Source organism: Bradyrhizobium sp., from assembly GCF_049519115.1.
Lineage (GTDB): Bacteria > Pseudomonadota > Alphaproteobacteria > Rhizobiales > Xanthobacteraceae > Bradyrhizobium.
On sequence record NZ_JBEKRB010000007.1, the window covers coordinates 140,488 to 163,375 of the forward strand.

General features: G+C 59.8%; 22 protein-coding genes and 2 pseudogenes. 10 read left to right on the plus strand and 14 right to left on the minus strand.

Annotated features, from left to right (window positions below; translation table 11 throughout):
* Positions 1-121: 121 nt before the first annotated feature.
* Complete coding sequence (locus tag ABSE61_RS08120; RefSeq protein ID WP_423870569.1) at positions 122-745, minus strand: L,D-transpeptidase; 624 nt, start codon at positions 743-745, stop codon at positions 122-124.
* Between the two features lie 398 nt (positions 746-1,143).
* Between ABSE61_RS08120 and ABSE61_RS08125 the strand changes: the two genes are divergently transcribed.
* Complete coding sequence (locus ABSE61_RS08125; protein WP_423870570.1) at positions 1,144-2,691, plus strand: acetolactate synthase large subunit; 1,548 nt, start codon at positions 1,144-1,146, stop codon at positions 2,689-2,691.
* Between the two features lie 183 nt (positions 2,692-2,874).
* On the plus strand, positions 2,875-3,390 hold the full coding sequence (locus tag ABSE61_RS08130) for a hypothetical protein (protein WP_423870571.1): 516 nt from the start codon (positions 2,875-2,877) through the stop codon (positions 3,388-3,390).
* Between the two features lie 16 nt (positions 3,391-3,406).
* On the opposite strand, the gene ABSE61_RS08135 is transcribed toward ABSE61_RS08130, so the two are convergent.
* The 4 genes from ABSE61_RS08135 to ABSE61_RS08150 form a co-directional block, all read right to left on the minus strand.
* Complete coding sequence (locus ABSE61_RS08135) at positions 3,407-4,516, minus strand: DUF2336 domain-containing protein (protein ID WP_423870572.1); 1,110 nt, start codon at positions 4,514-4,516, stop codon at positions 3,407-3,409.
* A 27-nt stretch (positions 4,517-4,543) separates the two neighbouring features.
* Positions 4,544-7,600, minus strand: coding sequence for a bifunctional diguanylate cyclase/phosphodiesterase (locus tag ABSE61_RS08140; RefSeq protein WP_423870573.1), 3,057 nt, complete (start codon positions 7,598-7,600; stop codon positions 4,544-4,546).
* Positions 7,601-7,996: 396 nt separating this feature from the next.
* Positions 7,997-8,350, minus strand: coding sequence for a low affinity iron permease family protein (locus tag ABSE61_RS08145; RefSeq protein WP_423870574.1), 354 nt, complete (start codon positions 8,348-8,350; stop codon positions 7,997-7,999).
* A gap of 213 nt (positions 8,351-8,563) precedes the next feature.
* On the minus strand, positions 8,564-8,974 hold the full coding sequence (locus tag ABSE61_RS08150) for a low affinity iron permease family protein (protein WP_423870575.1): 411 nt from the start codon (positions 8,972-8,974) through the stop codon (positions 8,564-8,566).
* 333 nt (positions 8,975-9,307) lie between these two features.
* Here ABSE61_RS08150 and greA point away from each other — a divergent pair, with 333 nt between their 5' ends.
* Positions 9,308-9,790, plus strand: a complete 483-nt coding sequence (greA, locus tag ABSE61_RS08155) for a transcription elongation factor GreA (RefSeq protein WP_423870576.1) — start codon at positions 9,308-9,310, stop codon at positions 9,788-9,790.
* A 53-nt stretch (positions 9,791-9,843) separates the two neighbouring features.
* On the opposite strand, the gene ABSE61_RS08160 is transcribed toward greA, so the two are convergent.
* Both ABSE61_RS08160 and ABSE61_RS08165 read right to left on the minus strand, forming a co-directional pair.
* Positions 9,844-10,068 (minus strand): hypothetical protein, encoded by a 225-nt coding sequence (locus tag ABSE61_RS08160; protein WP_423870577.1) that lies wholly within the window; start codon positions 10,066-10,068, stop codon positions 9,844-9,846.
* Between the two features lie 137 nt (positions 10,069-10,205).
* Positions 10,206-10,736, minus strand: coding sequence for a CAP domain-containing protein (locus ABSE61_RS08165; protein WP_423870578.1), 531 nt, complete (start codon positions 10,734-10,736; stop codon positions 10,206-10,208).
* Positions 10,737-11,125: 389 nt separating this feature from the next.
* Between ABSE61_RS08165 and ABSE61_RS08170 the strand changes: the two genes are divergently transcribed.
* Positions 11,126-12,457: a tyrosine-type recombinase/integrase gene (locus tag ABSE61_RS08170; protein ID WP_423870579.1), complete on the plus strand. Its 1,332-nt coding sequence runs from the start codon at positions 11,126-11,128 to the stop codon at positions 12,455-12,457.
* Here ABSE61_RS08170 and ABSE61_RS08175 read toward each other — a convergent pair.
* A complete protein-coding gene (locus tag ABSE61_RS08175) occupies positions 12,402-12,773 on the minus strand; it encodes a hypothetical protein (RefSeq protein ID WP_423870580.1) in 372 nt (123 codons plus the stop codon). The genes ABSE61_RS08170 and ABSE61_RS08175 overlap by 56 nt on opposite strands.
* Before the next feature lie 418 nt (positions 12,774-13,191).
* Here ABSE61_RS08175 and ABSE61_RS08180 point away from each other — a divergent pair, with 418 nt between their 5' ends.
* The 4 genes and pseudogenes from ABSE61_RS08180 to ABSE61_RS08195 all read left to right on the plus strand — a co-directional run bounded on the left by ABSE61_RS08180 (position 13,192) and on the right by ABSE61_RS08195 (position 15,806).
* Positions 13,192-13,839, plus strand: coding sequence for a CDGSH iron-sulfur domain-containing protein (locus ABSE61_RS08180; protein WP_423870581.1), 648 nt, complete (start codon positions 13,192-13,194; stop codon positions 13,837-13,839).
* A gap of 266 nt (positions 13,840-14,105) precedes the next feature.
* Positions 14,106-14,351 (plus strand): annotated as a pseudogene (locus ABSE61_RS08185) (M20/M25/M40 family metallo-hydrolase); the annotation flags it as partial.
* A gap of 25 nt (positions 14,352-14,376) precedes the next feature.
* Positions 14,377-15,123 (plus strand): peptidase dimerization domain-containing protein, encoded by a 747-nt coding sequence (locus tag ABSE61_RS08190; RefSeq protein WP_423870582.1) that lies wholly within the window; start codon positions 14,377-14,379, stop codon positions 15,121-15,123.
* Between the two features lie 17 nt (positions 15,124-15,140).
* Positions 15,141-15,806 carry a trimeric intracellular cation channel family protein gene (locus tag ABSE61_RS08195; RefSeq protein ID WP_423870583.1) on the plus strand — a complete coding sequence of 222 codons (666 nt, stop codon included), beginning with the start codon at positions 15,141-15,143 and terminating at the stop codon, positions 15,804-15,806.
* Between the two features lie 68 nt (positions 15,807-15,874).
* Here ABSE61_RS08195 and ABSE61_RS08200 read toward each other — a convergent pair.
* Both ABSE61_RS08200 and ABSE61_RS08205 read right to left on the minus strand, forming a co-directional pair.
* Positions 15,875-16,024: pseudogene (locus ABSE61_RS08200) on the minus strand (DNA polymerase IV); the annotation flags it as partial.
* A 218-nt stretch (positions 16,025-16,242) separates the two neighbouring features.
* The gene (locus ABSE61_RS08205; RefSeq protein WP_423870584.1) at positions 16,243-17,415 is read right to left on the minus strand and encodes a GAF domain-containing sensor histidine kinase; all 1,173 of its coding nucleotides are present in this window, start codon (positions 17,413-17,415) and stop codon (positions 16,243-16,245) included.
* A gap of 109 nt (positions 17,416-17,524) precedes the next feature.
* Here ABSE61_RS08205 and ABSE61_RS08210 point away from each other — a divergent pair, with 109 nt between their 5' ends.
* Positions 17,525-17,905: a response regulator gene (locus ABSE61_RS08210; protein ID WP_423870585.1), complete on the plus strand. Its 381-nt coding sequence runs from the start codon at positions 17,525-17,527 to the stop codon at positions 17,903-17,905.
* Positions 17,906-18,234: 329 nt separating this feature from the next.
* On the opposite strand, the gene ABSE61_RS08215 is transcribed toward ABSE61_RS08210, so the two are convergent.
* The 3 genes from ABSE61_RS08215 to ABSE61_RS08225 all read right to left on the minus strand — a co-directional run bounded on the left by ABSE61_RS08215 (position 18,235) and on the right by ABSE61_RS08225 (position 21,557).
* Complete coding sequence (locus tag ABSE61_RS08215; protein WP_423870586.1) at positions 18,235-19,368, minus strand: sensor histidine kinase; 1,134 nt, start codon at positions 19,366-19,368, stop codon at positions 18,235-18,237.
* Between the two features lie 228 nt (positions 19,369-19,596).
* Positions 19,597-20,115 (minus strand): lipocalin-like domain-containing protein, encoded by a 519-nt coding sequence (locus ABSE61_RS08220; RefSeq protein ID WP_423870587.1) that lies wholly within the window; start codon positions 20,113-20,115, stop codon positions 19,597-19,599.
* Positions 20,116-20,507: 392 nt separating this feature from the next.
* Complete coding sequence (locus ABSE61_RS08225) at positions 20,508-21,557, minus strand: IS110 family RNA-guided transposase (protein WP_423870588.1); 1,050 nt, start codon at positions 21,555-21,557, stop codon at positions 20,508-20,510.
* A gap of 253 nt (positions 21,558-21,810) precedes the next feature.
* Between ABSE61_RS08225 and ABSE61_RS08230 the strand changes: the two genes are divergently transcribed.
* Positions 21,811-22,245, plus strand: a complete 435-nt coding sequence (locus ABSE61_RS08230; protein ID WP_423870589.1) for a hypothetical protein — start codon at positions 21,811-21,813, stop codon at positions 22,243-22,245.
* A gap of 117 nt (positions 22,246-22,362) precedes the next feature.
* On the opposite strand, the gene ABSE61_RS08235 is transcribed toward ABSE61_RS08230, so the two are convergent.
* A complete protein-coding gene (locus ABSE61_RS08235) occupies positions 22,363-22,821 on the minus strand; it encodes a cupin domain-containing protein (RefSeq protein WP_423870590.1) in 459 nt (152 codons plus the stop codon).
* Positions 22,822-22,888: the final 67 nt, after the last annotated feature.

Consider the following 22,888-nt stretch of genomic DNA (forward strand, 5'->3'; position numbering starts at 1 on the left):
TCGTCATGGGCCGAGACAAACGCGAGAGGCGTTTGCGCACGGGAGCGCAAGCAATGCTTGATCGTCATGCCCGGCCATGACGAGAGAGTTATTGCTGTTCGTAGAGACCTTGAATGTAGAGCTACTGCACCACCACCACGGTTCCGACCGGGACGCGGCTATAGAGATCGGTGACATCCTCGTTGGTCATGCGGAAGCAGCCGGAGGAGACGGCGTGGCCGATCGTTTCCGGTTCGTTGGAACCGTGGATGCGGTAAAGCGTCGAGCCCAGATACATCGCGCGCGCGCCGAGCGGGTTTTCGATGCCGCCGGCCATGAAACGCGGCAGGTCAGGCCGCCGGGCGCGCATCTGCGAGGGCGGCGTCCAGCTCGGCCATTCCTTTTTTGCCGTGATGCGGTGGGTGCCGGTCCAGCGGAAGCCGTCGCGGCCGACGCCGATGCCGTAGCGCAGCGCCTCGCCATTGCCCAGCATCAGATAAAGCCGCCGTTCCGAGGTCGAGATGTAGATGCTGCCCGGCGCCATCGCGATCGGCGCGCTGACCCGCTCGCGCGGGATGGGACCTGAACCGCCGCCGCCGAAATAGTCGGAGCCGGGGCCGTAATAGGGGGCGCCTCGTTGCTGCATCCCCGGCTGCTGCTGGCGGCCGCGGAAATTGAAAAAGTCGTCGTCCATGGTGGCTCGGGCAGAGGAGGTGGCCGCCAGCACCATCAGCACCAGGGTGAGATAGGCAAAAATCCGGGTCATCGGGTTCCTCGCAATTCAAGCTTGATGAGTAAGCAGGCCATATCGGGGCTATTTTCGCAAGCAAACGTGACGGATTTCAAACAAGTACCGCCGATCTGAAGTCCCTGCGGCACTTGTAGCGAATTATTTCAGGGACTTCAGATCGAAGGCGGTACTTGAATCCACAAGTTTGCTGGTGCCCTTGGCTTCCCGAAGTTCGCAAAAGGTATTGTGGAGCCCGGGGGCGAACTTCGGAAAGCGGGCACCAGTGCGGTTAAAATTGCGCTTGGCGTGTACCGGCGATGGCAGCCATGCGCCCAAAACCTCCACGGCCCCTTCCGGACCCCTTTGACGAACGGCGTAAAACGAGTGATTGATCTGGCCATAAGGTGCTTCGAACCCCGAACGGGAGCTAAAGAATGAACGGTGCGGAAAGTCTGGTGCGGACCCTGGTCGCGGGCGGGGTCGACGTCTGTTTCACCAACCCCGGCACCTCGGAGATGCATTTCGTCGCGGCGCTGGATCGCGTGGAGGGCATGCGCTGCGTGCTCGGCCTGTTCGAGGGCGTGGTGACGGGTGCGGCCGACGGCTATTTCCGCATGAAGGGCACGCCGGCCTCGACGCTGCTGCATCTCGGGCCTGGTCTCGCCAATGGGCTTGCCAACCTGCACAACGCCAAGAAGGCGCATTCCGGCATCGTCAATATCGTCGGCCAGCACGCGACCTATCACATCGGCTACAATGCGCCGCTCACCTCCGACATCGAGGGTCTGGCGCGACCGATGTCGGAATGGGTGCGGACCTCGCCGGATGCCAAGTCCGTCTCGGCAGACGGCGCCGCCGCCATTGCCGCCGCCAAGAGCGCCCCGCCGCAGATCGCCACGCTGATTTTGCCCGCAGACACCGCCTGGAACGAAGCCGACGGCATCGCGCAGGTCCCGCCGCCCAAACAGCAGCCGGGTTTTTCGGCTGGCGCGGTCGAAAAGGCCGCCGGGATACTGCATTCGGGCGGTACGCAGAATCTGCTGCTGATCACCGGCAGCGCGCTGACCGAGCGAGGTCTGGCGCTGGCGCAGCAGATCGCCGGCAAGTCCGGCTGCAAGGTGATGGGCCAGACCTATCACCCGCGCATGGCGCGCGGCCGCGGCCGGTTCTCGATCGACCGCATTCCCTATGTGATCGAGCAGGCGCTGCCGCTCTTGAAGGACTTCAAGAACATCATCCTGGTCGAGGCCAACGACCCGATCGCCTTCTTCGCCTATCCGAACAAGCCGAGCCATCTGAAACCCGACGGCTGCGAGGTTCACCGCCTGACCGCCTGGGGCGAAAATTCGGTCGCAGCACTTGAAGCGCTCGCCGATGCGCTCGGTGCCAAGCCTTCCGATGTCAAGCCGCAGAAGCTCGTCGAACTCAACAAGCCGACCGGGCCGCTCAATCATGCTTCGATCGCGCAGGCGATCGCATGCGCGATCCCCGAGAACGCGATCATCGTCGATGAATCCATCACCACCGGCCGTGGCTTTTTTCCGCCGACGGCGGCGGCAGCCCCGCATGACTGGCTGCAGAACATGGGCGGCTCGATCGGATTTTCGACGCCGGTGGCAACTGGTGCCGCGGTGGCGTGTCCCGACCGCAAGGTGATCTGCATGGTCGGCGACGGCAGCGCGATGTACACACTCCAGTCCCTGTGGACGCAGGCGCGCGAAGGCCTCAACGTCGTCACGATCGTGTTCGCCAATCGCATCTATCAGATCCTGCGCGGCGAATTCGACGGGGTCGGCGCCGGCGCGCCCGGCCAACGCGCCATGGACATGCTGAAGATCGACAACCCGACGCTGGACTTCGTCGCGCTTGCCAAGGGCATGGGCGTTGCGGGGCGCGCGGTGACCACGGCGGACGAATTCAACGTGGCGCTGGCGGAAGCGATCGCCGAGCCCGGGCCGCGGCTGATCGAAGTAAAGTTCTAAAGCGCATCAATTAATCCGCTCCTCGTCATGCCCGCGCTTGTCGCGGGCATCCACGTCTTAAGTAGCCATGGAAAGAAAGACGTAGATGGCCGGGACAAGCCCGGCCATGACGAGATAGCATCAATCGGCCGAAATTATTGTTGAAGCTAAATCGCCGTGCTTCATGAGACTTGCGGGGGCCAGATGCGTACCGAACTGGACAAGATCGTCGCCGCGCTGAAGGAATTTTATGCGCGCGAAGCATTCCTGTTTGAGCACGATCTCGGCGAGCGCGCCCTGGCGCATCGGCTGGCGCTGCATGTGGAGCGGCAGTTTCCGGATTTCGAGGCCGATTGCGACTTCGACCGGCTCGGTCCGCGAACCCTGAACATGCCGCACGGTTCGATCGTGTCGACCGACGACCATCTCGGCAAATCGGTCTACCCCGACATCGTCGTGCATCAGCGCAGCGTTCCCAACAATCTGATCGCGATTGAGGTTCGCAAGGCCTCCAATCATCAGCCGCTGGAGCACGACCGGCAGAAGCTGCGCGCTTTGACCGATCCGCACATCTGGTTCGCCTACTGGATCGGTATTTTGCTGACGCTTGGAAAAAACAACGTCACGTCAACGGAAATCTACGCGTCGGGCAAGCACGATCCCGAAATGTCCGGCGTTCTGGCCGAGCTATTGAAAGAGGCTGATATCGGCCTCGCTTGAGCCGCGCGCAAACGCGTCACTGCGTCGGACGGACGGCCTTTTCCCGCATGCGGTAGAATTTGAGCGCGGTTCGCGCGGTCGCCGGCTGCAGCCGGTAGAAATTGGCGAAGGTCACGTCGAGCTGCTGGCGGGAAGAGCCGTTGACGCCGGCATGCATCAGCAACAGCTTCATCGTCGTCGCCCAGGAGATATCGAGCGCGCGGGCGAGAACGACGATCTGTTCGGTCTGGTTCTGCACCAGTGCGCGTTCCACGACGCCGACCGGCAGGTCGCACATCAAGGCGAGCGAGGCGACCACCAAATCGAAATTTCCTTCATCGGCGAAGGCCAGTAACTGCGGCTCGTTCAACTTGCCGGCGGCGTTCAGTTCACGCACCTCGTTGGAGGCTACCGAAAAGTCGTTGGAGCCGGCGCGCGCCTTGGTCTGGATGTCGTCGGTGGCTTGGGCAACCATCGACTTGATCAGTTCGGCGCGGCGAGGATCGGCTTCCACCAGCTGGTTCTTGACCGCCTCGGACGCATCGACGAACAGCTTGACCAGGTTTTGCCGCGGGATATCCGGGCGGGACCAGACGCACAAAGCAAGGTCGCCGTCGTCGCACGCCTTGCGGACCAAAGTGGAGACCCCGAATTCGGAGAATTTCGCTCCGGCATTATGCGCGGTCGACGAGACCACGGCGTTGTTGCCGCGTTCCACCAGCACATCGGTCACGGCTTCGACCAGGACCTTGCGGGTCGAGATCGCCAGCAGATGGTCCTGGCTCATCGTCTTCGCGGTGTCGACCAGCGTGTCGACGTCGAGGCGCTCGCTATGGGTGAGCAGGGGGCCGGCGACCTCGATCGCGTGATCGAATGCCAGCAGGCGGACCACCCCGCGCGGCGCATCGGGCAGTTTTGCGATGCGGCTGCCGAACTGCGCGCGGGCAGCACTTTCGATGTTGTCGACGAGCTTGCCCATCACGACATCGAACAGCGCGATCTGATCGTCGGAAAACGACCCGGATCGCAGCACGAAAAGGTCGGTGACCCGGCGCAGGACCTCGGCGCGCCGCGCCAGATCCTTGTTGCCAAGCGCGCTTTCGAGTTGATCGATCAAACCGCCCTGCGAATCTGCTTGCGCGCCCATGGTCAAATCCGGAAAAGAATTCTCCGCTTAGGCCACCATATTTTGCTTAACCGACGGATAACGGACGGTGAAATCGAGCTGGGAAGCGGGCACCGGCCGGCTGAAAAGATAGCCCTGGGCGAGGTTGACGCCTGCGGAGCGCATATATTCGAACTGCTCCTCGGTTTCGATGCCTTCCACGGTCGTGACCTTGTCGAGGCCTTTCGCGAGTGCGAGCACCGACGACACCACCGCGGCGTAGTCGCGGCGCTCCAGGACGCCGTGGGTGAAGGTCCGGTCGATCTTGATCTTGTCGAACGGAAAATTCGTCAGGTACGTCACCGACGAATAGCCGGTGCCGAAGTCGTCCAGCGCCAGGGATATGCCGAGGTTCTTGAGCTGGCGGATCGTCGCCAGATGGGCTTCCTGGTTTTCCAAGAGCGAGGTTTCGGTGATCTCCAGCTCCAGCCGCTCCGGATCGAGGCCGCTCTCGACCAGCGCGCACAGGATGACCTCAAACAGGTTGCCCCGTTTTAACTGAACGGCCGAAATGTTGATCGCGAGCTTGATATGCGCCGGCCACTGGGCTGCGTCGTTGCAGGCCCGTTGCAGGATCCACTCGCCGATCGGCACGATCAGGCCGCTCGATTCGGCGAGCGGAATGAACTGATCGGGCCCAACCAGTCCCTTGACCGGATGCCGCCAGCGGACCAGCGCCTCGACGCCGCAGATTTGCCGGGTCGTGACGTCAACCACCGGCTGGTAATGCAGTTCGAATTGCTCGCGCGCGATGGCGTCGCGCAATTCGCTTTCCGCCGTTTGCTGCGAGGCTGCGTTTTCCAGCATGCCGGGCTGATAGATGCGGTAATCGCTCCGCCCATTTGCCTTTACGGCATAAAGTGCCAGATCGGCGCTCTTGAGCAGTCCTTCGGGGTCGGTGCCGTGTTCGGGCGCCAGCGCAATTCCGATGCTGGTGCCGACATTGACCTCAAACCCGCCGAGTTCGAACGGCTCGGCAATCGCGCTATTGATCCGCAGCGCCAGCGCGATCGCCCCCTCGTGCTGGCTGGGTCCGCCATCCTGAATGATGGCGAATTCGTCACCGCCGAGCCGTGCCAGCAGGTCGGTTTCCCGCAATGTGGATTTCAGCCGGCGGCCGACTTCGATTAGCAGTTCGTCACCGGCGGGATGGCCGAACATGTCGTTGACCGCCTTGAAGCGATCGAGATCGAGCATCATGACGGTGATGGCCTCGCCGCCGCGCTTCAGCCGCTTACAGGCCTCGTCGAGCTTCTCATTGAATTCGGCGCGGTTGGCGAGCCCCGTCAAAACGTCGTGGCGTGCCAGGTGGACGATTTCGGCTTCCGCGCGCTTTCGCTCGGTGATGTCTTCCACGATGGCGAGCCAGCCGCCGCCCGGCATCGGCTGACGCGACAGCAGCAGGAAGCGGCCGTCGGCGAGTTCATCGACCCGGTGCGAGTCTCTTGCCAGCGAAGACAGCTCGGTGACTTTCGCCTGGACGGCCTCGGGGCTCGTATCCGCCTTGGTGACGCCGCGGGTAAAGCGGTCGGCGATGATGTCCTCGTAGGGCGTTCCGACCTTCAGGAACTTTTCCGGCACGTCGTACAATTCGGCAAAGCGCTTGTTCCAGACCACGAGCCGCCTGCGTTCGTCGAACATCGACAGGCCCTGCGTCATGTGGCTCAGCGCCGCATCGAACCGCAGGTTGATGCGCGCAAGCTCGGCAGCCTGATTGAAAAGGGCTTCCTCGTCGCTGACGCGTTCGGTGATGTCTTCGTGGATCGCGATCCATCCCCCGCCTGATATCGCTGTATTGGTGACCGACATCACGCGCCCGTCGTTCAAGCGCGAGATTTTTACGCTTCTGCCGTCCTTTAGCAGGTCGTTGCGGAATTCGTCGACATAGGTTCTCGCGTCCATGTCGAGGCCGCTGATCAGCTTGCGATGCGCGACGATGTCGTAGATGTCCGCGCCGCGCGTGACGAGATCGGGCGACATTCCGTACAGCTCGATGTAGCGCTCATTGCACACCATCAAGCGGCCGTCGGCATCGAACATGCTCAAGCCCGTCGGCATGTTGGCCAACGCGGCGTCGAAACGGGTATTGGTCTCGCGAAGTTCGATCGAATTTCTGGCAAGGTCTTTGGTGGCGCGCCAGACGAAAGCACCCATCACCAGGATGAAGCAGGTGATGGCCGCGGTCTCGATCAGCCGGCGAATCGCGTTGGCCTTCCACGGCGCCAGCAACTCATTCATGTTCTGCGCGACGGCGACGAAGATCGGATAGGTTTGTCCCTGCTCGTAGCTGTTGAAGCGCGTCACGCCGTCGATCGAAGCCTTGATTTCGAGGCTTCCAGAAGGCGCCTGTTTCAACTGCGCGAAGATCACGCTGTTGGTCATATCGCGGCCGACATTGGCCTCGACGAACGGCCGCCGTACCAGAAGCGTCCCATTTGTCGACACCAGGATGACGGCGCTGTTGTTGTCGAGTTCGAGGCGATCGTAGAAATCCTGGAAATATTGCGGATTGATCCCGGCCACCGCGACGCCGCCGAATGTCCCGTCGGGCTTGTTGTAGCGGCGCGTCACTGGAATGAGCCAACCTTCGGCCTTGCGGCCCCGGATGGGAGCGCCGATGTGGAGCTCGTCGTGGGTGCGATGATAGGCAAGGTATTCTCGGTCGGAGAATTGTCCCGACGGCGCCTCGCCGAACGTGCTGACGATCATCGCGCCGTCGCTGTCGATCACGGCAAAGCTGACGAATTGAGACGAGTGGCGCACTTCGTCGGCGAACCAGGCCCTGAGTCGCTCGTGCGTAACTGCATCGAGCGATTCGTGCTCCAGCCGTTCGACAACGCCGATCAGGATCGCGTCTGCCGTCCGGAAGGTCAGCTCGGCGTGCTGAAGCAGGGATTTCGTGAGATTGGCCGTCTGCAATCGCGCATTGGCGATGACTGTGGAACGCTGGGTGACGATGCGGGAGACTTCCAGGCCGATCAGCACGGTGCAGGCCAGCGCGACAAACCACGCGACCCGTGTCGCCAAACGTTGAGCGGTGCCGTTACCGGACCGCCTGGCCATCATCCATGCCTTGACTCCGAACATGACGGCGCCGGTTCCCAATGCTTTTGCGGGAAATGAAAGGAAATTCAGCCGCCAAGCGTAGGTTTAAGGGGTTAAAAAAGTGACGCGGCGATTCTGCAAAACCCCTTTGCAAGATCGAGTCGGATGGCTGCACGCGATGTGAAAATTCTCTCTGCTGTTGTCTGATTTTTTGTCTACCCGTTTTGCGTGCAGATCGGTTCCGTAGAACTACGGAACTGCGAACAGAGAACGCGCGGATCTTTGAATCCGCCGCTTCGCGGGGATTCACGCTGCGTTAAGTCTGCGAGTAAATGGATCGTAGCCTGCTTCCGGCGCAGGGGGTACGAAGAAGCTCATGAATCCGTCGCAAGGATCGGTCGCAGGTCGCCTTCGAACTCAGCGGGATTCGTGAAGTGCGCGCACTTCCGCGTCGCGATGTTTTGCGATCAACTCCGGTTCTTTCTCGTCCAGCCTCGTCAGTTCCGAGCGCGCGTTTTCATCGGCGCGGATCAGCTCATCCAGCTTGGCGTGAATCGCGAGCGTATCGCGGTGGCTTGAGCGTTGAATGAACAGCGTCATGATCCACACGATCAAGGTCGCAACGGCGCTGAAGTCGAAGGTTTGCCGGTCGAAGGCTAGCCAGGCGAGCGCATAAAGCAGAACGACGGCGAAAGCCGCCGGATGGGCGGCGGCCTGGCCGAGCGTGGTCGTCCAGTGTCGCCTTTCGTGCGATGTGATCTCCGAGGGCATTCGAAGCTAATTCCTTCGTGAGATAACGGCTGCGAACAAGCTTTGCGCCAGTGGATTGGATTTGACATTCGCGACCCACTCAGCCGCAAACTCGCGAAACGCGAATGTCAAATCCTAAACTCCACTGGAAACCTATATTTTCCGGTGCTCCTTTGATTCGAACATTCGCAAAAGTGCCGGCTGAAAAGGGATGCGAATGTTAGAATCGGACCACTAGCCGGCCTCTTCTCTGGCGCGCTCCTGAATTTCTTCCTGCGCGGCATCCAGTTCTTCCGGACTGGCGTTTTCGATCGCCGCGATCTTGTTGTTGGCGGTCTCAAGCGCCAGGATCAATTCGGAGAGCTTGACCTGCAGCGCCTTGGTGTCGCGGTTTTGCGTATTTTGAATCAGAAACACCATCAGGAACGTGACGATCGTGGTGCCGGTATTGATCACTAGTTGCCATGTATCGCTGTAGTGAAAGACCGGGCCGAGAACGGCCCACACCAGCACGACCAGCACGGCGATCACGAACGCCGGCGAGGTGCCGGCCCAGGTCGCGGTCGACGCGGCAAAGCGCACAAACCAGTGGGTTGAGCTGGTCGCGGAACCTGTCAGCGATGACACCGGGAGGCTGCCGCGCATGCATCCGTTCTCGAGAGGGCGATCCCGTTATAATTCCGTGGGTTCCCTATGGTTCCATCGGGGAAGGCTGGCTTCCGCTGGCTGGTGGAGTGGATTTGACTTTGTTCCCCTGTGGCCGCGCGCTCGTGGCGCGAATGTCAAATCCAAAAACTCCACCAGGAACCTATTTGCTAGTGGTCCTTTGATTCTAGCATTTGCAAAAGTGCCTCCGACACCGAGATGCAAATGTTAGAATCGGACCACTGGAGGAAGTGGCCGGATCGGGGTGCTTGCATCGTGCACCTCGGCAGCCATACTTTGAACCTACAGGGTTCACCTTGCGAGGAGTTCCGATTGAGCGTCGCATTTACCAAGGAAGAGAGTGCGGAGACGGCTTCCGAGACCCTGCTGCCCGATCGGCCGATCTCGCCTCATCCCAATCTGGTAACCGGGACCGGATTGAAGACCCTGGAGCGTCAGCTCCGAGAGGCGCGCGAGGCCTATGAGGCCGCACACGGAATCGAAGACGTGAACGATCGCAGGCGGGAGGCGGCAATCCCGTTGCGGGATCTGCGTTACTACTCGGAGAGAGTGAGAACGGCTCAACTCGTTCCCGATCCGACCTCATCCGAGGTCGTTGCCTTTGGCAGCACGGTGACCTTCAAACGGAATGACGGCCGTGTGCAGCAATATCGGATCGTCGGAGAGGACGAAGCCGATCCCAAAGCCGGCTCGATTTCGTTCGCCTCGCCGGTGGCGAAGTCCCTGATGGGCAAAGGCGTGGGCGATGTCGCAGGCGCTGGAAGTCAGGAGCTTGAGATCTTTGCGATCTCGTAGACCCCGCTGCTCGTAGGCGCGACGTGACGCGGAATCGGGATCGCAGGCCCGCGTCAGCGCGTTCCAGCCCACCTTTTGCCGAAGTCAGGTGTGTCAGCCTTGTCGACCTGCCAATCGAAGAAATCGTAGTTGCCGGACCAGGCGTGGACCAGGCTGCCGCAGACTTCGCAAGCGAAGCTGCCGGAACGCCTGGTCGGCTGCTCTTCCTTGGTCACGCTGTAGGGCAGCGCGCAACTGGGACAGCTGAAATATTCGATGGTGAAAAGACTGCCTGCCATCGCGCCATGATGCTATGCGCGGCGGGTTTGTCCAGCCCGACAGGTTGTGAGAGTCAATGACCTGCTACCCGGATCGTCGAGGCTGGTCGCGTACCAGCTAGCGATTTCTTAACCCGGTGAATTTTCGGCAAGCGTGATCACAGGCACGTATCGTTCAGCATCAATCGGCAAGGCTTCTCCTTGCCTTTCGCGCCCTTGACGTTCCCTCTGCGCTCGGGTTCCGGCCCCGCAATCACCATCGCCCAGTAGATCTCACCGCTCTTGCTTCTGGCGCTGGCGATGCCGACGCGCGTGCCTTCGTGCATCAACAGGTTGCTGCGGTGGCCGTACGATCCGATCCATTGGTCGAGCGCCTTCGCAAAAGTGGCGTCCCCTTGCGCAAGGTTTTCCGCAGCCCGCTCAGCGTTGAGGTTTGCGACGCGATCGGCGAATGGCTTCTGCACGGCATGATCCATCCTGTCCCTTGCGGCCATCGCACCAGCCTGCTCCTGCGCGATGCGATTGAGGGCGGGATCGGTCGTGACCTTCCCTTCGCCGTGCGCGAGTCGATAATGTGAGATCATCTCGGCGGGAGAGGCGGCTTTCGCAGCTAACGAGCAAGCGAAGACGAGGAGGGCGACAGATAACGTGACGCGATATCCGATCAAGATCAATTCGCCGAATTTCATGTTGCCTCGTAACGCCGCTGTTCCGATCTTGTCAAAAACGAAAAGCCCCGATTTGGGGCTTTTTTGGGCTGGCCGCGCCATCCGGAGCCCGAAGGGCGAAGCATGGTGGGCGCACAAGGGATCGAACCTTGGACCTCTCCCGTGTGAACATATGTGGCCACAGGCGGCCATCCCGGTCCATACTGCATTTTGTGTGCCCCTGTTGTGCCCCCTGTGAATTTTCCCCTGGGGCACAAAACGGGGGGAGGTCTGAGACCCGGTTCTGTTTGGGTCTGTCGATCATTCCTGCGTGGGCACAGGGCGAGGGAAAGGTCTGAGGCCAAGTTTTGTTCAAGGGCTGATCATCGTTCGTGCGGGGCACACCGGGGCACAAAGAAGGGGTAGGGATCGTGACGGAGCTGGCCAATCAACTGACACTCACCGATGCGGTGATCCGCAACGCCACGCTGCCGCCGGGCAAAGCGCAGCATTATCTCCACGACGACAAGCTGCCCGGCCTCGCCATGCGCATGCGCACCACCGGTGGTCGGACCTGGGTCTACCTCTTCACCAAGCCGGGTGTGAGGGGGACCCAGCGCAAGACACTCGGCGCGTGGCCCAAATACAATGAGAAAGCTGCGCGCAAGGCCGCCACTATCGCCGCTGGTGAAGTCGTCAAGGGCGTGGACCCCAACGAAACGAAGCGCGAGGCGAGGCGGCAACAGGCAGCCGAGAAGCAGCGGACCACGCTGGCGATCCTCATCGTTGAAGATGGTCCCTACCAGACGTTCTTGACCGGACGTCAAGTCGTCAACTGGAAGCCAGCAATGTCGGCGCTGCGGCGCGGGCTCAAGGATCACGCCGAGAGCGGCGTGGGGGACCTGACGCGGCGGCAGATCATGGCGGCGGTCGACAAGATTGCGAAGACCGGCAAGCGTGGCGCGGCCAAAGACCTGCGCAAGCACACCCACACCTTCCTCGAATGGTGCGTTAGCGAGGGCTATGTCGACCACAATGTGGTCGCCGGCTATCGCGAGCCCAAAGAAACCCGTGCGCAGAGGATCGGACGCCGAACGAAGGGCCGCGCATTAACCGATGATGAGATCATCAAGGTTTGGCATGCATCCGGCAAGCTCGGGGCTTTTGGTCTCCTGACACGCATGTGCCTACTCGGGGGCCCGCGCCGCAGCGAGCCCACCATGATCGAGTGGTCTAAGCACGTCATGGAGGACCGCATCACCTTCGATGCGGCGTGGACCAAGATGGGCCTACACCACGACGTGCCACGCACCCACCTCGTTGACGAGGTGCTTGCAGCCGCGCAACATTTCCAGCGAGCGACGTCCGACTATGTCTTCCCGTCACCGAAGACCGGCGGCCAGATGTCAGGCTTCACCAAGATGGTCAACCGTCTGATCAAGGAAGCCGGTGTTGCCAAGTTCACCATGCATGATTTAAGGCGCAGCTTGCGCACCATCATGTCACGCTGCGGCTACGACAACGAAATCCAGCGGCTGTGTGTTGGGCAAAAGCCGCGCGGAATCGATCAGGTCTACAATCACGACGAACAGTGGATCATCCGCAGGATGGCGTTCGAAGCGGCTCATGACTACATCGCGCAGTTGGTTGGCGCGAAACGGGTCGGCAAGGTCGTGCGCCTGCAGCGGACGAACCCGCTCGACCCCATCAAAGCCGAGCTGCTCGGCCGTCTCCGCGAGCATTATGCGGCTGGGGCGGCTTAGTGGTCTTGTCGCATCCGGCCAGATAGTCGCGCACGGCATCGACACGATAGAGTGGGCGGCCATCGACGTAGCGCCATTTCAGCGGATGGTTCGGATCGCGCCGCCACTGCTCCAGCGCGCCGGGCGTGCGCCGAATTACCGCGGCCGCCTCCAATGCTGTCAAATTGGAGCTGCCCGGCAGCGTGTCGATATCGAAAGTCGCGGGCGGAGGGATGCCACGGTTTTTACGATGGCGCTTCGTTGAAGGTAGCACTCCCTGGGGACCACTTGATGACCCCAATGCCTCGCTACGAGTCTTTTCGTCCTTGCCGCTCATGCCATCCCGAACAATGATCGGTCTGAGGCAATAAGATCGTATTCGTCTCTAGCAAGAAAGAAATCGCGAGCGCAGATACGGCTGCTGGGTAGCTGTGGCGTAGAAATAGGACGAATGCATCCTTTCGCGCAGGCGGGGCGGCGCTCAAAGTCGACAGCAGCGGCAATCTTCCGCCGATCGAGGAAGCGGCGACCGCTGCGGGATCCGAATCGTTTGCGCCTGTCACGATCACGTTTCTGACGGTCGAGCAGTCCGGAAACTCCACTTGCCGCGGTTCGTAAACAGGCGTTGGATGATTTCAGGGACGCAGGTCGGGCAGGCGCCGATTTCGTACCTCGGTCGACTGTAGATGGCACGGAATCCACTTCTGAGGGCTGGCAGCCCGAAGAATACGTTCACGGCATCGGAGGACTGACCCATGACTTCCGAGAAGAGCAAGGTTCGCGTCACCGTTTCCGACAACGGCCCCTACATGGTCACCGGCGACATCCCTCTCGCCAAACAGACCATCACGACGAATGCCGAAGACGGGTCCGAGGCGTGGCAGGAAGGTTCGGCCGTCGCGCATCGAGAAACATATGCGCTGTGTCGCTGCGGGGCGTCGCAAACCAAGCCGTTCTGCGACGGCTCACATCTCAAAATCGGTTTCGTCGGTAACGAGACGGCGAGTCGAGAGCTAACTGACGCGGAAAGCCTCTGCGCGTTCGCGCGTTTCTGCGACCCGAACGGCAATGTTTGGAGTCAGGTTTCGCAGACCGACGATGGCGAAGTCCGCACCATGTTTGTTCGGCAGGTGAACGAATGTCCCTCGGGACGTCTGGTGGCCTGGAACAAAGTCTCCGGTAAACCCGTCGAACATGCGTTGCCGGTATCGATCGGCCTGATCGAGGACCCCGAGCAGCAATGCAGCGGACCCCTGTGGTTGCGAGGTGGGATACCGGTCGTCGCTTCGGACAGGTTCGAATATGAGGTTCGCAATCGCGTCACACTCTGCCGTTGCGGAGAATCGAAGAACAAGCCGTTCTGCGATGGGACGCATGCGGCAATCAAGTTCTCGGATTCCTAACATTGGAGTAGGTCATGGTTTCGAATCAGGCGGGTTCTCCCGATTCAGCGTTGCGCGACCTCGAAAGACTCCTCCCGGACTTGGAAGCCCTTTACAAGGACGTGCATTCGCATCCCGAGTTGTCGATGCAGGAGACGCGCACGGCGGCGCTGGCGGCGGACCATCTTCGCGCTGCGGGTTTTGAAGTCTCAGCGGGTGTCGGAAAGACCGGCGTGGTCGGCTTGCTCCGGAACGGCGAGGGGCCGACCGTCATGCTGCGCGCCGACATGGACGCGTTGCCCGTCGAGGAAGCGACCGGACTTCCCTATGCCAGCAAGATCACCGCCAAGGATCAAGACGGAATGACGGTCCCCGTCGGTCATATGTGCGGCCACGACATGCACGTAACCTGGCTCGTCGGCGCCACCAAATTGCTCGCCGAGGCCAAAACGACGTGGCGCGGGACCGTAATGGCAGTCTTTCAGCCCGGCGAGGAGACGGCGCAAGGAGCGCAGGCCATGATCGACGACGGGTTGTTCAAGCGCTTCCCGAAGCCGGATGTGGTTCTCGGCCAGCACGTCATGGTGGGCTCCTTCGGGTACGGTTGCCGGCCGTGCGGGTGCGATCACTTCGGCGGCGGACAGCTTGCAGATCCGCCTGTTCGGGCGCGGCGCGCACGGATCGATGCCGCAGGCGAGCATCGACCCGGTCGTGATGGCGGCCGCTACGGTGATGCGGCTCCAAACGATCGTTTCACGGGAGATCGCCGCGGCGGAGGCGGCCGTCGTAACCATCGGCGTCTTGCAAGCGGGGACGAAAGAAAACGTCATTCCGGACGAGGCCATCATCAAACTGAACGTGCGGACTTTCGACGCCGACGTCAGGACGCGCGTACTGGCTGCGATCGAGCGGATCGTCAACGCCGAGGCGGCAGCTTCCGGCGCTCCTCGCAAACCTGAGATCACGTCGCTGGACCACTATCCTCTCAACGTCAACGACCGGGAGGCCAGCAAGCGGGTAGTTGACTCGTTCCGGGGGCATTTCGGTGCCGACCGCGTCCGGGAAACGGGGCCCGCTCCAGCGAGCGAGGACTTCGGATCGTTCGGGACCGAATGGCACGTGCCCTCGGTTTTCTGGTTCGTCGGCGGCACCGATCCGGAGACTTACGCCAAGGCGAAAACGGCAAACAAGCTCACCGAGCTTCCGGTGAACCACAGCCCGAAATTCGCACCTGTTCTACACCCCACCTTGCAAACCGGTGTGGAAACGCTGGTGGTCGCGACCCGCGCCTGGTTGCCGGCGTAACGCCGGAAAGCGGCATCATGGAAAAGCTCCCGCTTGCGCTTGATCTGACGGGTACCTTCGTCTTCGCGCTGAGCGGGGCGTTGGCGGGGGTCAAGCGCGAACTGGACTTGTTCGGCGTTCTGGTGCTGTCGTTCGCGGCGGCCAATTCCGGAGGTATCACCCGGGATCTCCTGATCGGCGTCGTTCCTCCCGGAGCGGTCGCCGATTGGCGCTATCTCGGCGTGTCGCTCTTCGCCGGCATCATCACCTTCTGCTTCTCGCCCCTGATCGTGCGCCTGTCGAACCCGGTCCTTCTCTTCGACGCGGCGGGTCTCGCGCTGTTCGCGGTCACCGGAGCATCGAAAGCGCTGGCCCACGGACTGAACCCGGTCATGGCGATCGTGCTCGGCATGGTGACCGGAATCGGCGGCGGCATGGTCCGCGATGTGCTGCTGGCCGAGATTCCGACGGTGCTTCGTGCGGAACTGTATGCCGTCGCGGCGCTGGCAGCCGCAGCCATCGTAGTGGTCGGACACATGTTGCGGTTGCCGGATGCCCCGGTGATCGCGGTGGCGCTTTTTTCATGCTTCACGCTCCGCCTCATGGCGATCAAGTACCGCTGGCGGCTTCCGGTCGCGAAGATCAGGGGCCAAGGCGATGCGGGCGTCGAAAAAGCGCGTTCGAAAGATCCGGAGAAGTCCTAGTGCTCCGTTCTCGTCCCCTAAAAATCGAGCCCCGCCAATCTCTGAAATCCTGGATCATGCTGCGCCGCTCAAATCGGGAGGCCAAGTTGCGATTCCTCTTGGTCGTCACCTTGCAATGAAGAAAGAGAAACCCCCAAGAGGCGCACCGGCCTGGGAACGGGCATCTCGTTTTGCAGCAGTGCGATCGACAGCCGTTCGAGGTCGCCGCGGCTCGCTACCGCGACGATGCCGCCGACATGTAATCCCCCGAAAGCGCGAGGCCGTTCTGCCATCCTGTGAGGACTCGACCTGAAGAACGTGAAGAACTGGCCTGAGTACGCCATCTGGGGTCTGGCACTTCACCAGGAGCAACTGCCGTGGTTCACATTGGTGGAATTCATCCAGTGTCTCAGAAGCGCCAAAAGCCAACCTCGCGGCCAAAGCAGGCTTAACGCCGCTAAGTCGTCGGCATCCGAAAAGTGAACCGGGTCTCCGCTGCCGATGAAGTGACATCGAGTGTCCCTCCGTGCGCACGTGCTATCTCTGATGCGATGTACAATCCAAGGCCCAAGCCTTGAAGAGATTGTTGCACGGTTCCTCGATAAAAAGGGTGAAATAATTTCTCCATGGCCGCTGGCGGGATTGGACTACCGGAATTCGCAACCGACAATTCAAACGTTCCGGCGTGAGTTGCGGCGTTGACGATTATCGGCTTGTCCTGGGATCCGTGTGTGATGGCGTTGCCGAGCAGATTTGAAAACAATTGGCCGATCCGCTGCCCGTCGAAATTTACCGTCTTGGTCAGGTTGAAATTCGTCTCGATCGTTCTGTCCAGATGACTTGAACGAAGCTCCGCCACGACCTGATCGAGTATCTGAGCTATTGGTTCTTTGGTGCTACGTTGTAAAGTCAGACCGCCGCCCAAGCGTCCCCGCGCGAAATCCAGCACGTTATCGATCAAACGAGACATGCGATTGATGGTGGTTTGCATCAAGATGGCAATGTCGGATATCTCTTTTTCCGATTTTGCTCTCGTCATCATTCGCGTGCCAGATGCCATTGACGCAAGCGGGTTACGCAGGTCATGGCCCAGCACGGCGATAAACTGTTCGCGTAGATCAGATACTTGGCGCTCACCGAGAAGAATGGCCTCGCTTGCCGCTAGACTTTGAGCGGAGTTAAGCTGGGAGCCAATCAGTTCGGCGAACAGTTTGAACGTCTGGACGATTTCGGGACTTAGACGTGCTGGGCGCGGGTCGATAGCGCACAGCGTCCCGAACATTGACCCATCCGACAAAATGATCGGCATCGATATATAGCTTTGGAAACCGTATAGTGCTGGAGTGGGATGACCGCTGAAACATTCATCGTTGGCTACGTGCTCAATGACGACAGCTTCATGGCTGAGGCGGATTTCGTTGCAGATCGTGGTGTCAAGTTTGAGCTCACTTCCGGGTTTCAGGCCGAAGGCGATTTCGTCGCGTGCCGCACAGCAAACCCATCGATGGTCGGTAACCCGTGCGATGCCAGCAAATCCCATTCCGGTAGAACGGCACACAACCTCGAGAATACGAGGCACCGCATCGATGCCCTGTATGGCGTCGATGTCTGCCGCAAAATCGTTCGCCATCAGTAGCTAACTCAAACGTCCAAATTTACGGTAACCGACTGAATTGACTTTTGTCCACATGGAACAAGCGTCGCACGCGGTGCTTAGCATCCATAGGGAGGCATATGGTGTGGCGCAATCGACAAAGAGATCGCCGGTCGTCCTGATCGTTGAAGACGAGTTCCTTATCCGAAAGGATGCAGCCGATATGGTTACGGAAGCCGGCTTCGATGTTGTCGAAGCAGAAAACGCCGATGAAGCGATTTCGATCCTTGAGAGCCGCTTCGACATAACCGTTGTGTTCACCGATATACAGATGCCGGGTTCTATGGATGGGTTGAAGCTTGCCGCCGCCATTAGAGGCCGCTGGCCGCCCATCAAGATCGTGGCGACCTCTGGACTGCTCAAGATTAACAAGGATGACTTGCCTTCTGGCAGTCGCTTTCTGCCCAAGCCCTACAGCCCCTCGCAGATCGTTGGAGCGCTCCGCGAGTTGACCGGCGAGGTCTGATGCCTCGAGCCCCTCTGACTTAGGGTTCCTGAGTCCGCCGCCGCGGCAGATTTAACTCCTCCCGCGTGTGCGTATAATGGCGCGCATGGAAGAGACTGCACCCAAGGAACCAGCTGCGCCGCCTTGCAGCAAGGTGCGGGGACCAACCTCGGTTTATGACCAGCATGCTGGACCCGCCGACCGGCCGGACGTTTCACATATTCCGCTGCCCATGCGGGGATAATTCCTGGATTTCGGAAAAGAAGCCAGGGCCCGGGTGGACGAATTATCGGGGCTTAAGTTGATAGCCTCGCACCGTGGCGATCAAAACGTTTGAATGCAAAGTGCAACTACGCCACCGCTTGGCTTTTCGCCTCACCGCCTGCAAAGGTCGCGTGAGTAACCGTAACGGCCGTTCCTTGTGGTCCGCTCGAAGTAACGACTTGGGAGTCGAGTTGCTTGGCGAGCGCCTTGACGATACCGGTGCCAAGGCCGGATTTCGGCTGGGCAAAGACGCCGTCAGGTTTTCCAATCCCGTTATCGACGACGGATAGTTTCCAGTCTATGCCGGACACTTCGTAAGAGACGGCGATCTGTCCGTTTTGCGTTCCTGGTTTAAAAGCGTGCTTTAACGCGTTAATCACAAGTTCGGTGACGATTAATCCCAGGCTCTCGGCGTCGCGACAAGTTGCCCTCCCACCCCGACCGAGCACCCTCAACGAAATCGACTGATGCTCGGCTATCATCGAGTGGGCGAGTGCTTCGCAAAGCTTGGTCAGATACGGCTGCATTTCCATCGAGCCGAGGCCCGCCGAAGCGTGAAGGTGCTCCTGCACGGCCGCAACCGAAATGACCCTGACGTGAGCGTCGTGCAGATGGCGCCGCGTTTCCTCCGACTCCACCGATTTTGCCTTCATCATGATAATGCTGGCGATGATCTGGAGGCTGTTGGCGACCCTATGCTGGAGTTCGTCGAGCAGCACGTCTTTCTGGTGTAATAGCTCATCCTTATCGCGCTCTAGACCGCGTTGAATCGTAATGTCCTCGATGCCAAGCAGGATATTGGTATGCGCTTTCTCGTAGCGAACGATGCAGGCATTTAAAAGCATCACACGTCGTCCGATGCGGAGAAAGTCATGCTCGACTTCGTATTCAACCATCGGACTTTGACTGGGTATAACTTCTTCCAGGAGCAAGCGGAGCTTGGGAATGTCCCATTCGCGGTCGCGCAATTCATAAAGGTGCTTTCCTTGTGCGTCGCGGGGATCGATCGAGAACTTCACATAGAACGACCGGCTCGCGGCGACCACCCGCAGGTCCTTGTCGAGGACGATCAGAGGTTCACGAACGGTGTCGACCATCGCTTGTGCCAGCGCACAAGCGTCTTCGACCTCGCTAAATTGCTTTCTAAACACGGGTGACCTTTCGCCGCGCGTTCGGATGTGCGCGGGATAAACCGGATGCGGTGAGGAGATCAGGTCCAACGGTCTTAAGTTACTTAAGGTCCGTCGTTAGATCGGCTTATTACCGGTCAATATTGACCACTCGACCGTAGCAGGTTGGAGCCGCAGATCGTCGTGATGTCCGAGTTGGGGTCATTAGCACCGTTCTGACGCTTTGCCGGCCACTTCCGGTCTAACCCGACGAACAGACATTTTCTGATGCGCTCGGCATGTTGGCTTCGTGCCAGAAGCAGAACTGAAAGTGCCCGGCTACTTCGCCCGCTTGAATACGACTTCAAGCGTCGTGCTGGGCACCAAGCCAGGTCTTGTGAACTTCAACTCGTTTTCGGTCAGTGAAGTAATAGTGCGTTTTTCGGTGGGGTCGCCGGTTAGATTTGCAAATGTACTGGCTTGGATATCGACACTGAGAACGTTGCTTGCTTCGTCCAGCAAATATTTTCCGAAATAGGCGATGGACCCGGCGAGGACGGCCTTGGCCTCGTCAGCAGTCGCCGTTTGGGGTCTGCCGGAAACCAGCTTTGGAAGATCAGCCCGCGCCTGCATGAGAGAAAAATATCCATCGCTCGTGTAGATTACGATGCCCTTCGGATTTTCACCGAACAGAGGACGCCTCGTGCCGTCGGAAGACACGACATCGACGGAAACCTGGAGCCAGGTGCCGACGAGTTTTTCCTTGAGCGATTGTTTCTGGCCGAGCGCATCGAATGTCATCAGGGGCGATCCAAAAGCCGCGATAATGCATGCGGCAAAAATCACGCGCAAATTCATTGGTTTCTCCCGAAGAGACGACTGATCGCGTTGGTCAAAGCCGCAATTCCGGACGTTACCACGCTCCGAAAAACGAGCAAGGTAAGGCTCGGGCCTGGCATGTCCTTGAGGGTCATGTGTGGACGACGCCCACGGGTCAAGGGATTTTTTGGTTCTCAGCTTGCGGTCGGGTGCAAGTCATGTGTCCGGCCTGTTGGTGCGGCGCTCATGACCGCTGGCCCTGATGTAATCCGCAGATTGAGTCCCTATCATTCGCCCGCGCTCAAGAGCGCTTGACCCAGTAGCGGGTTCTCCCAATCCCCGGTCCAACCGGTTCGCATCAAACCATTATCACCCTCGACTTTCTTGTGCGCCTCGACGCAGCTTCCCAAACTATTTCGATGCCAAGCCCTTCAAGCCGCCACCGCGATGGTTGTGTTGCTTGAGCGTGTCGGTGCCCGATAGCTCTCACCCTTGGCCAGCACCGCCCACGCGATCCGGGCCATCTTGTTGGCCAGCGCCACCGCGACCACCTTGGCGGGTCGACGACCCAGCAGCTCGATTACCCAGGGATATTTCTCTGGCCACATCCGAGCGGTCCTCACGATGGAGATTGCACCAACGACTAATAGTCGTCGCAGGTAGCGATCACCCTGCTTGGAAATAGAGCCGAGACGCTCCTTTCCACCGGTGGAGTTCTGCCGCGGCACCAGTCCGATCCAGGCTGCAAACTCACGGCCAGTCTTAAACGCCTTCGGGTCGGTCATAGTCGCCACGACAGCTGTAGACAGGATCACGCCAAACCCTGGAATGGCATCGAGCCGTTTGCTGTCTGCGTTAGCGCGATGGGTCTGAGTGATACGCTTGTCGAGGCCGCCGATCTGGATCTGAAGTGCGTGCAATTCCGCAACGATGGTCTGGCAGGCAAAGCGTGCGTCAGTTGGCAGCCGCTCATCACTGCTCTTCGTCACGGCTGTAATCAGTTGCTGCAACCCTTCACGTCCCTTTGCTGCCACTAGCCCGAGCTCAGCCAGGTGGGCACGAAGTGCGTTGATCAGTTGAGTCCGCTGACGGATCAGAAGATCCCGCGTCCGATGCAGCATCAGCGCGCTCTGCTGCCCAACGCTTTTGATCGGCACAAACCGCATCGATGGCCGCGTTACGGCCTCGCAGATCGCTGCCGCATCGGCCGCATCGTTCTTGCCACGCTTCAAGTAGGCTTTGACATAGCTCGGCGGCATGAGCCGCGTGTCATGCCCGAGCATCCTGAGTTCGCGTGCCCATTGGTGCGCCGTTGCGCACGCTTCCATGCCGACGACACAAGGCGGCAAATCGCCAAAGAATTCAATAACCTTCGCCCTACCAACACGCTTGCGGATCACCACGGTACCATCCGCATCGACGCCGTGAACCTGAAATACTGACTTCGCAATATCGAGACCGATCGTGATAACCTCGCCCATGGACGGCTCCCCTCAATGTGGTTTGCTTCGACGCAACCATCCTATGGCACTTCGATGCCGCAGAGTGGGCGCCGTCCACCACATCATTCGCGTCGTTTCCGCGATGTCGGCTGCGGGTCCTCTTTTCCCCCAAGAACCGACATCGCCAGTAAGAATGGCCATGTCGGAAAAGCGCCAAATCCGTACACGCGAACTGTCCAACGATCGCCATGAACGTTGACGAGTTTGGGCGGACGAACCAATTCGGACCACCATGCCCTCCAACTCCAACACCAGTATCGCCAGGAAAGCTCGCACGAAAGCCGAGGCGGATTTTGCCACGTGGCTCATGATGGCCAAACTCGGTGGTTTCGACGACCTTCCGCCAAACGCACAGAGCTTTCTGACAACCTACCGAACCCGACTCGAGGCGATGAGCGAGACCGAGGCCACCGCCCTGGCCGTTCGCGAGGTCTACAGAGCTTATTACAGCGAAATGGGAGGCGTGGGCGACGCGCCAGAACCAAAGGCTCGCAGCGCAACGACAGAGGGCAAAGTCGTGCGGCTCCAGACACGGCCTAAACCTGCGCCCGGACTATCGGCTGCGCGTCATTCAATGAGGCCATTGAATCCAAAATCCCTTGGGGCACTGCTGATTTTCGCGAGCATGGTGGCTCTGATTGCCGCATATAGATTTTTGACGCAGTAACGCCGCCCGCGCAGGCGCATTTGGAATCCCGAATCCGCACTGCCGCGCCGATGCGGCAGTGCGTTAGTTGAGAAAACCCCTGTTGGCTAAAACGGGCAGGTGGGGTTGAGTCCGATGTTACTGCTTACTCGGATCATCAGCTGGATCAACATACGTAATCGCGAACGGCCCCTGGCCGTGCACTTGAATAACGGATGGACTGCTTGCCCAAGCATAGTGATTCATTTTCGCAGGTGCTTCGCCGTAACCACCTGCCGTTAGTTCGATACCGTTTTTATCATCAAGCTTGTCGCCCATTCCGAGATGAAAATTACCGGATAGAACAGTTACGTATTCGGTTGTCGGATGATTGTGCGCGGGGATCTTGTAGCCATCCGGCACTTTCAATCGGACAACGTAAAGTCCGTCCGTGGAAGGATCGCCGGACAGAACGGCGATTTCCGCCGCTTTTGGTAGTGCCGCCGGCGCTGGACCCCATTTGAGATCACCGGGGTTAGTCGGCATCTTCATATCATCGGCCAAAGCCGCGCTCGCAGCCGCCAGCACGAAAGTCAAAGGGATCAATCGGCGTAGCATCGTCTCCTCCCTGATGTTGAAACCGTGACACTCGCTCCAAAGAGAAAGCAGCCCGTGGAGAAAGCAG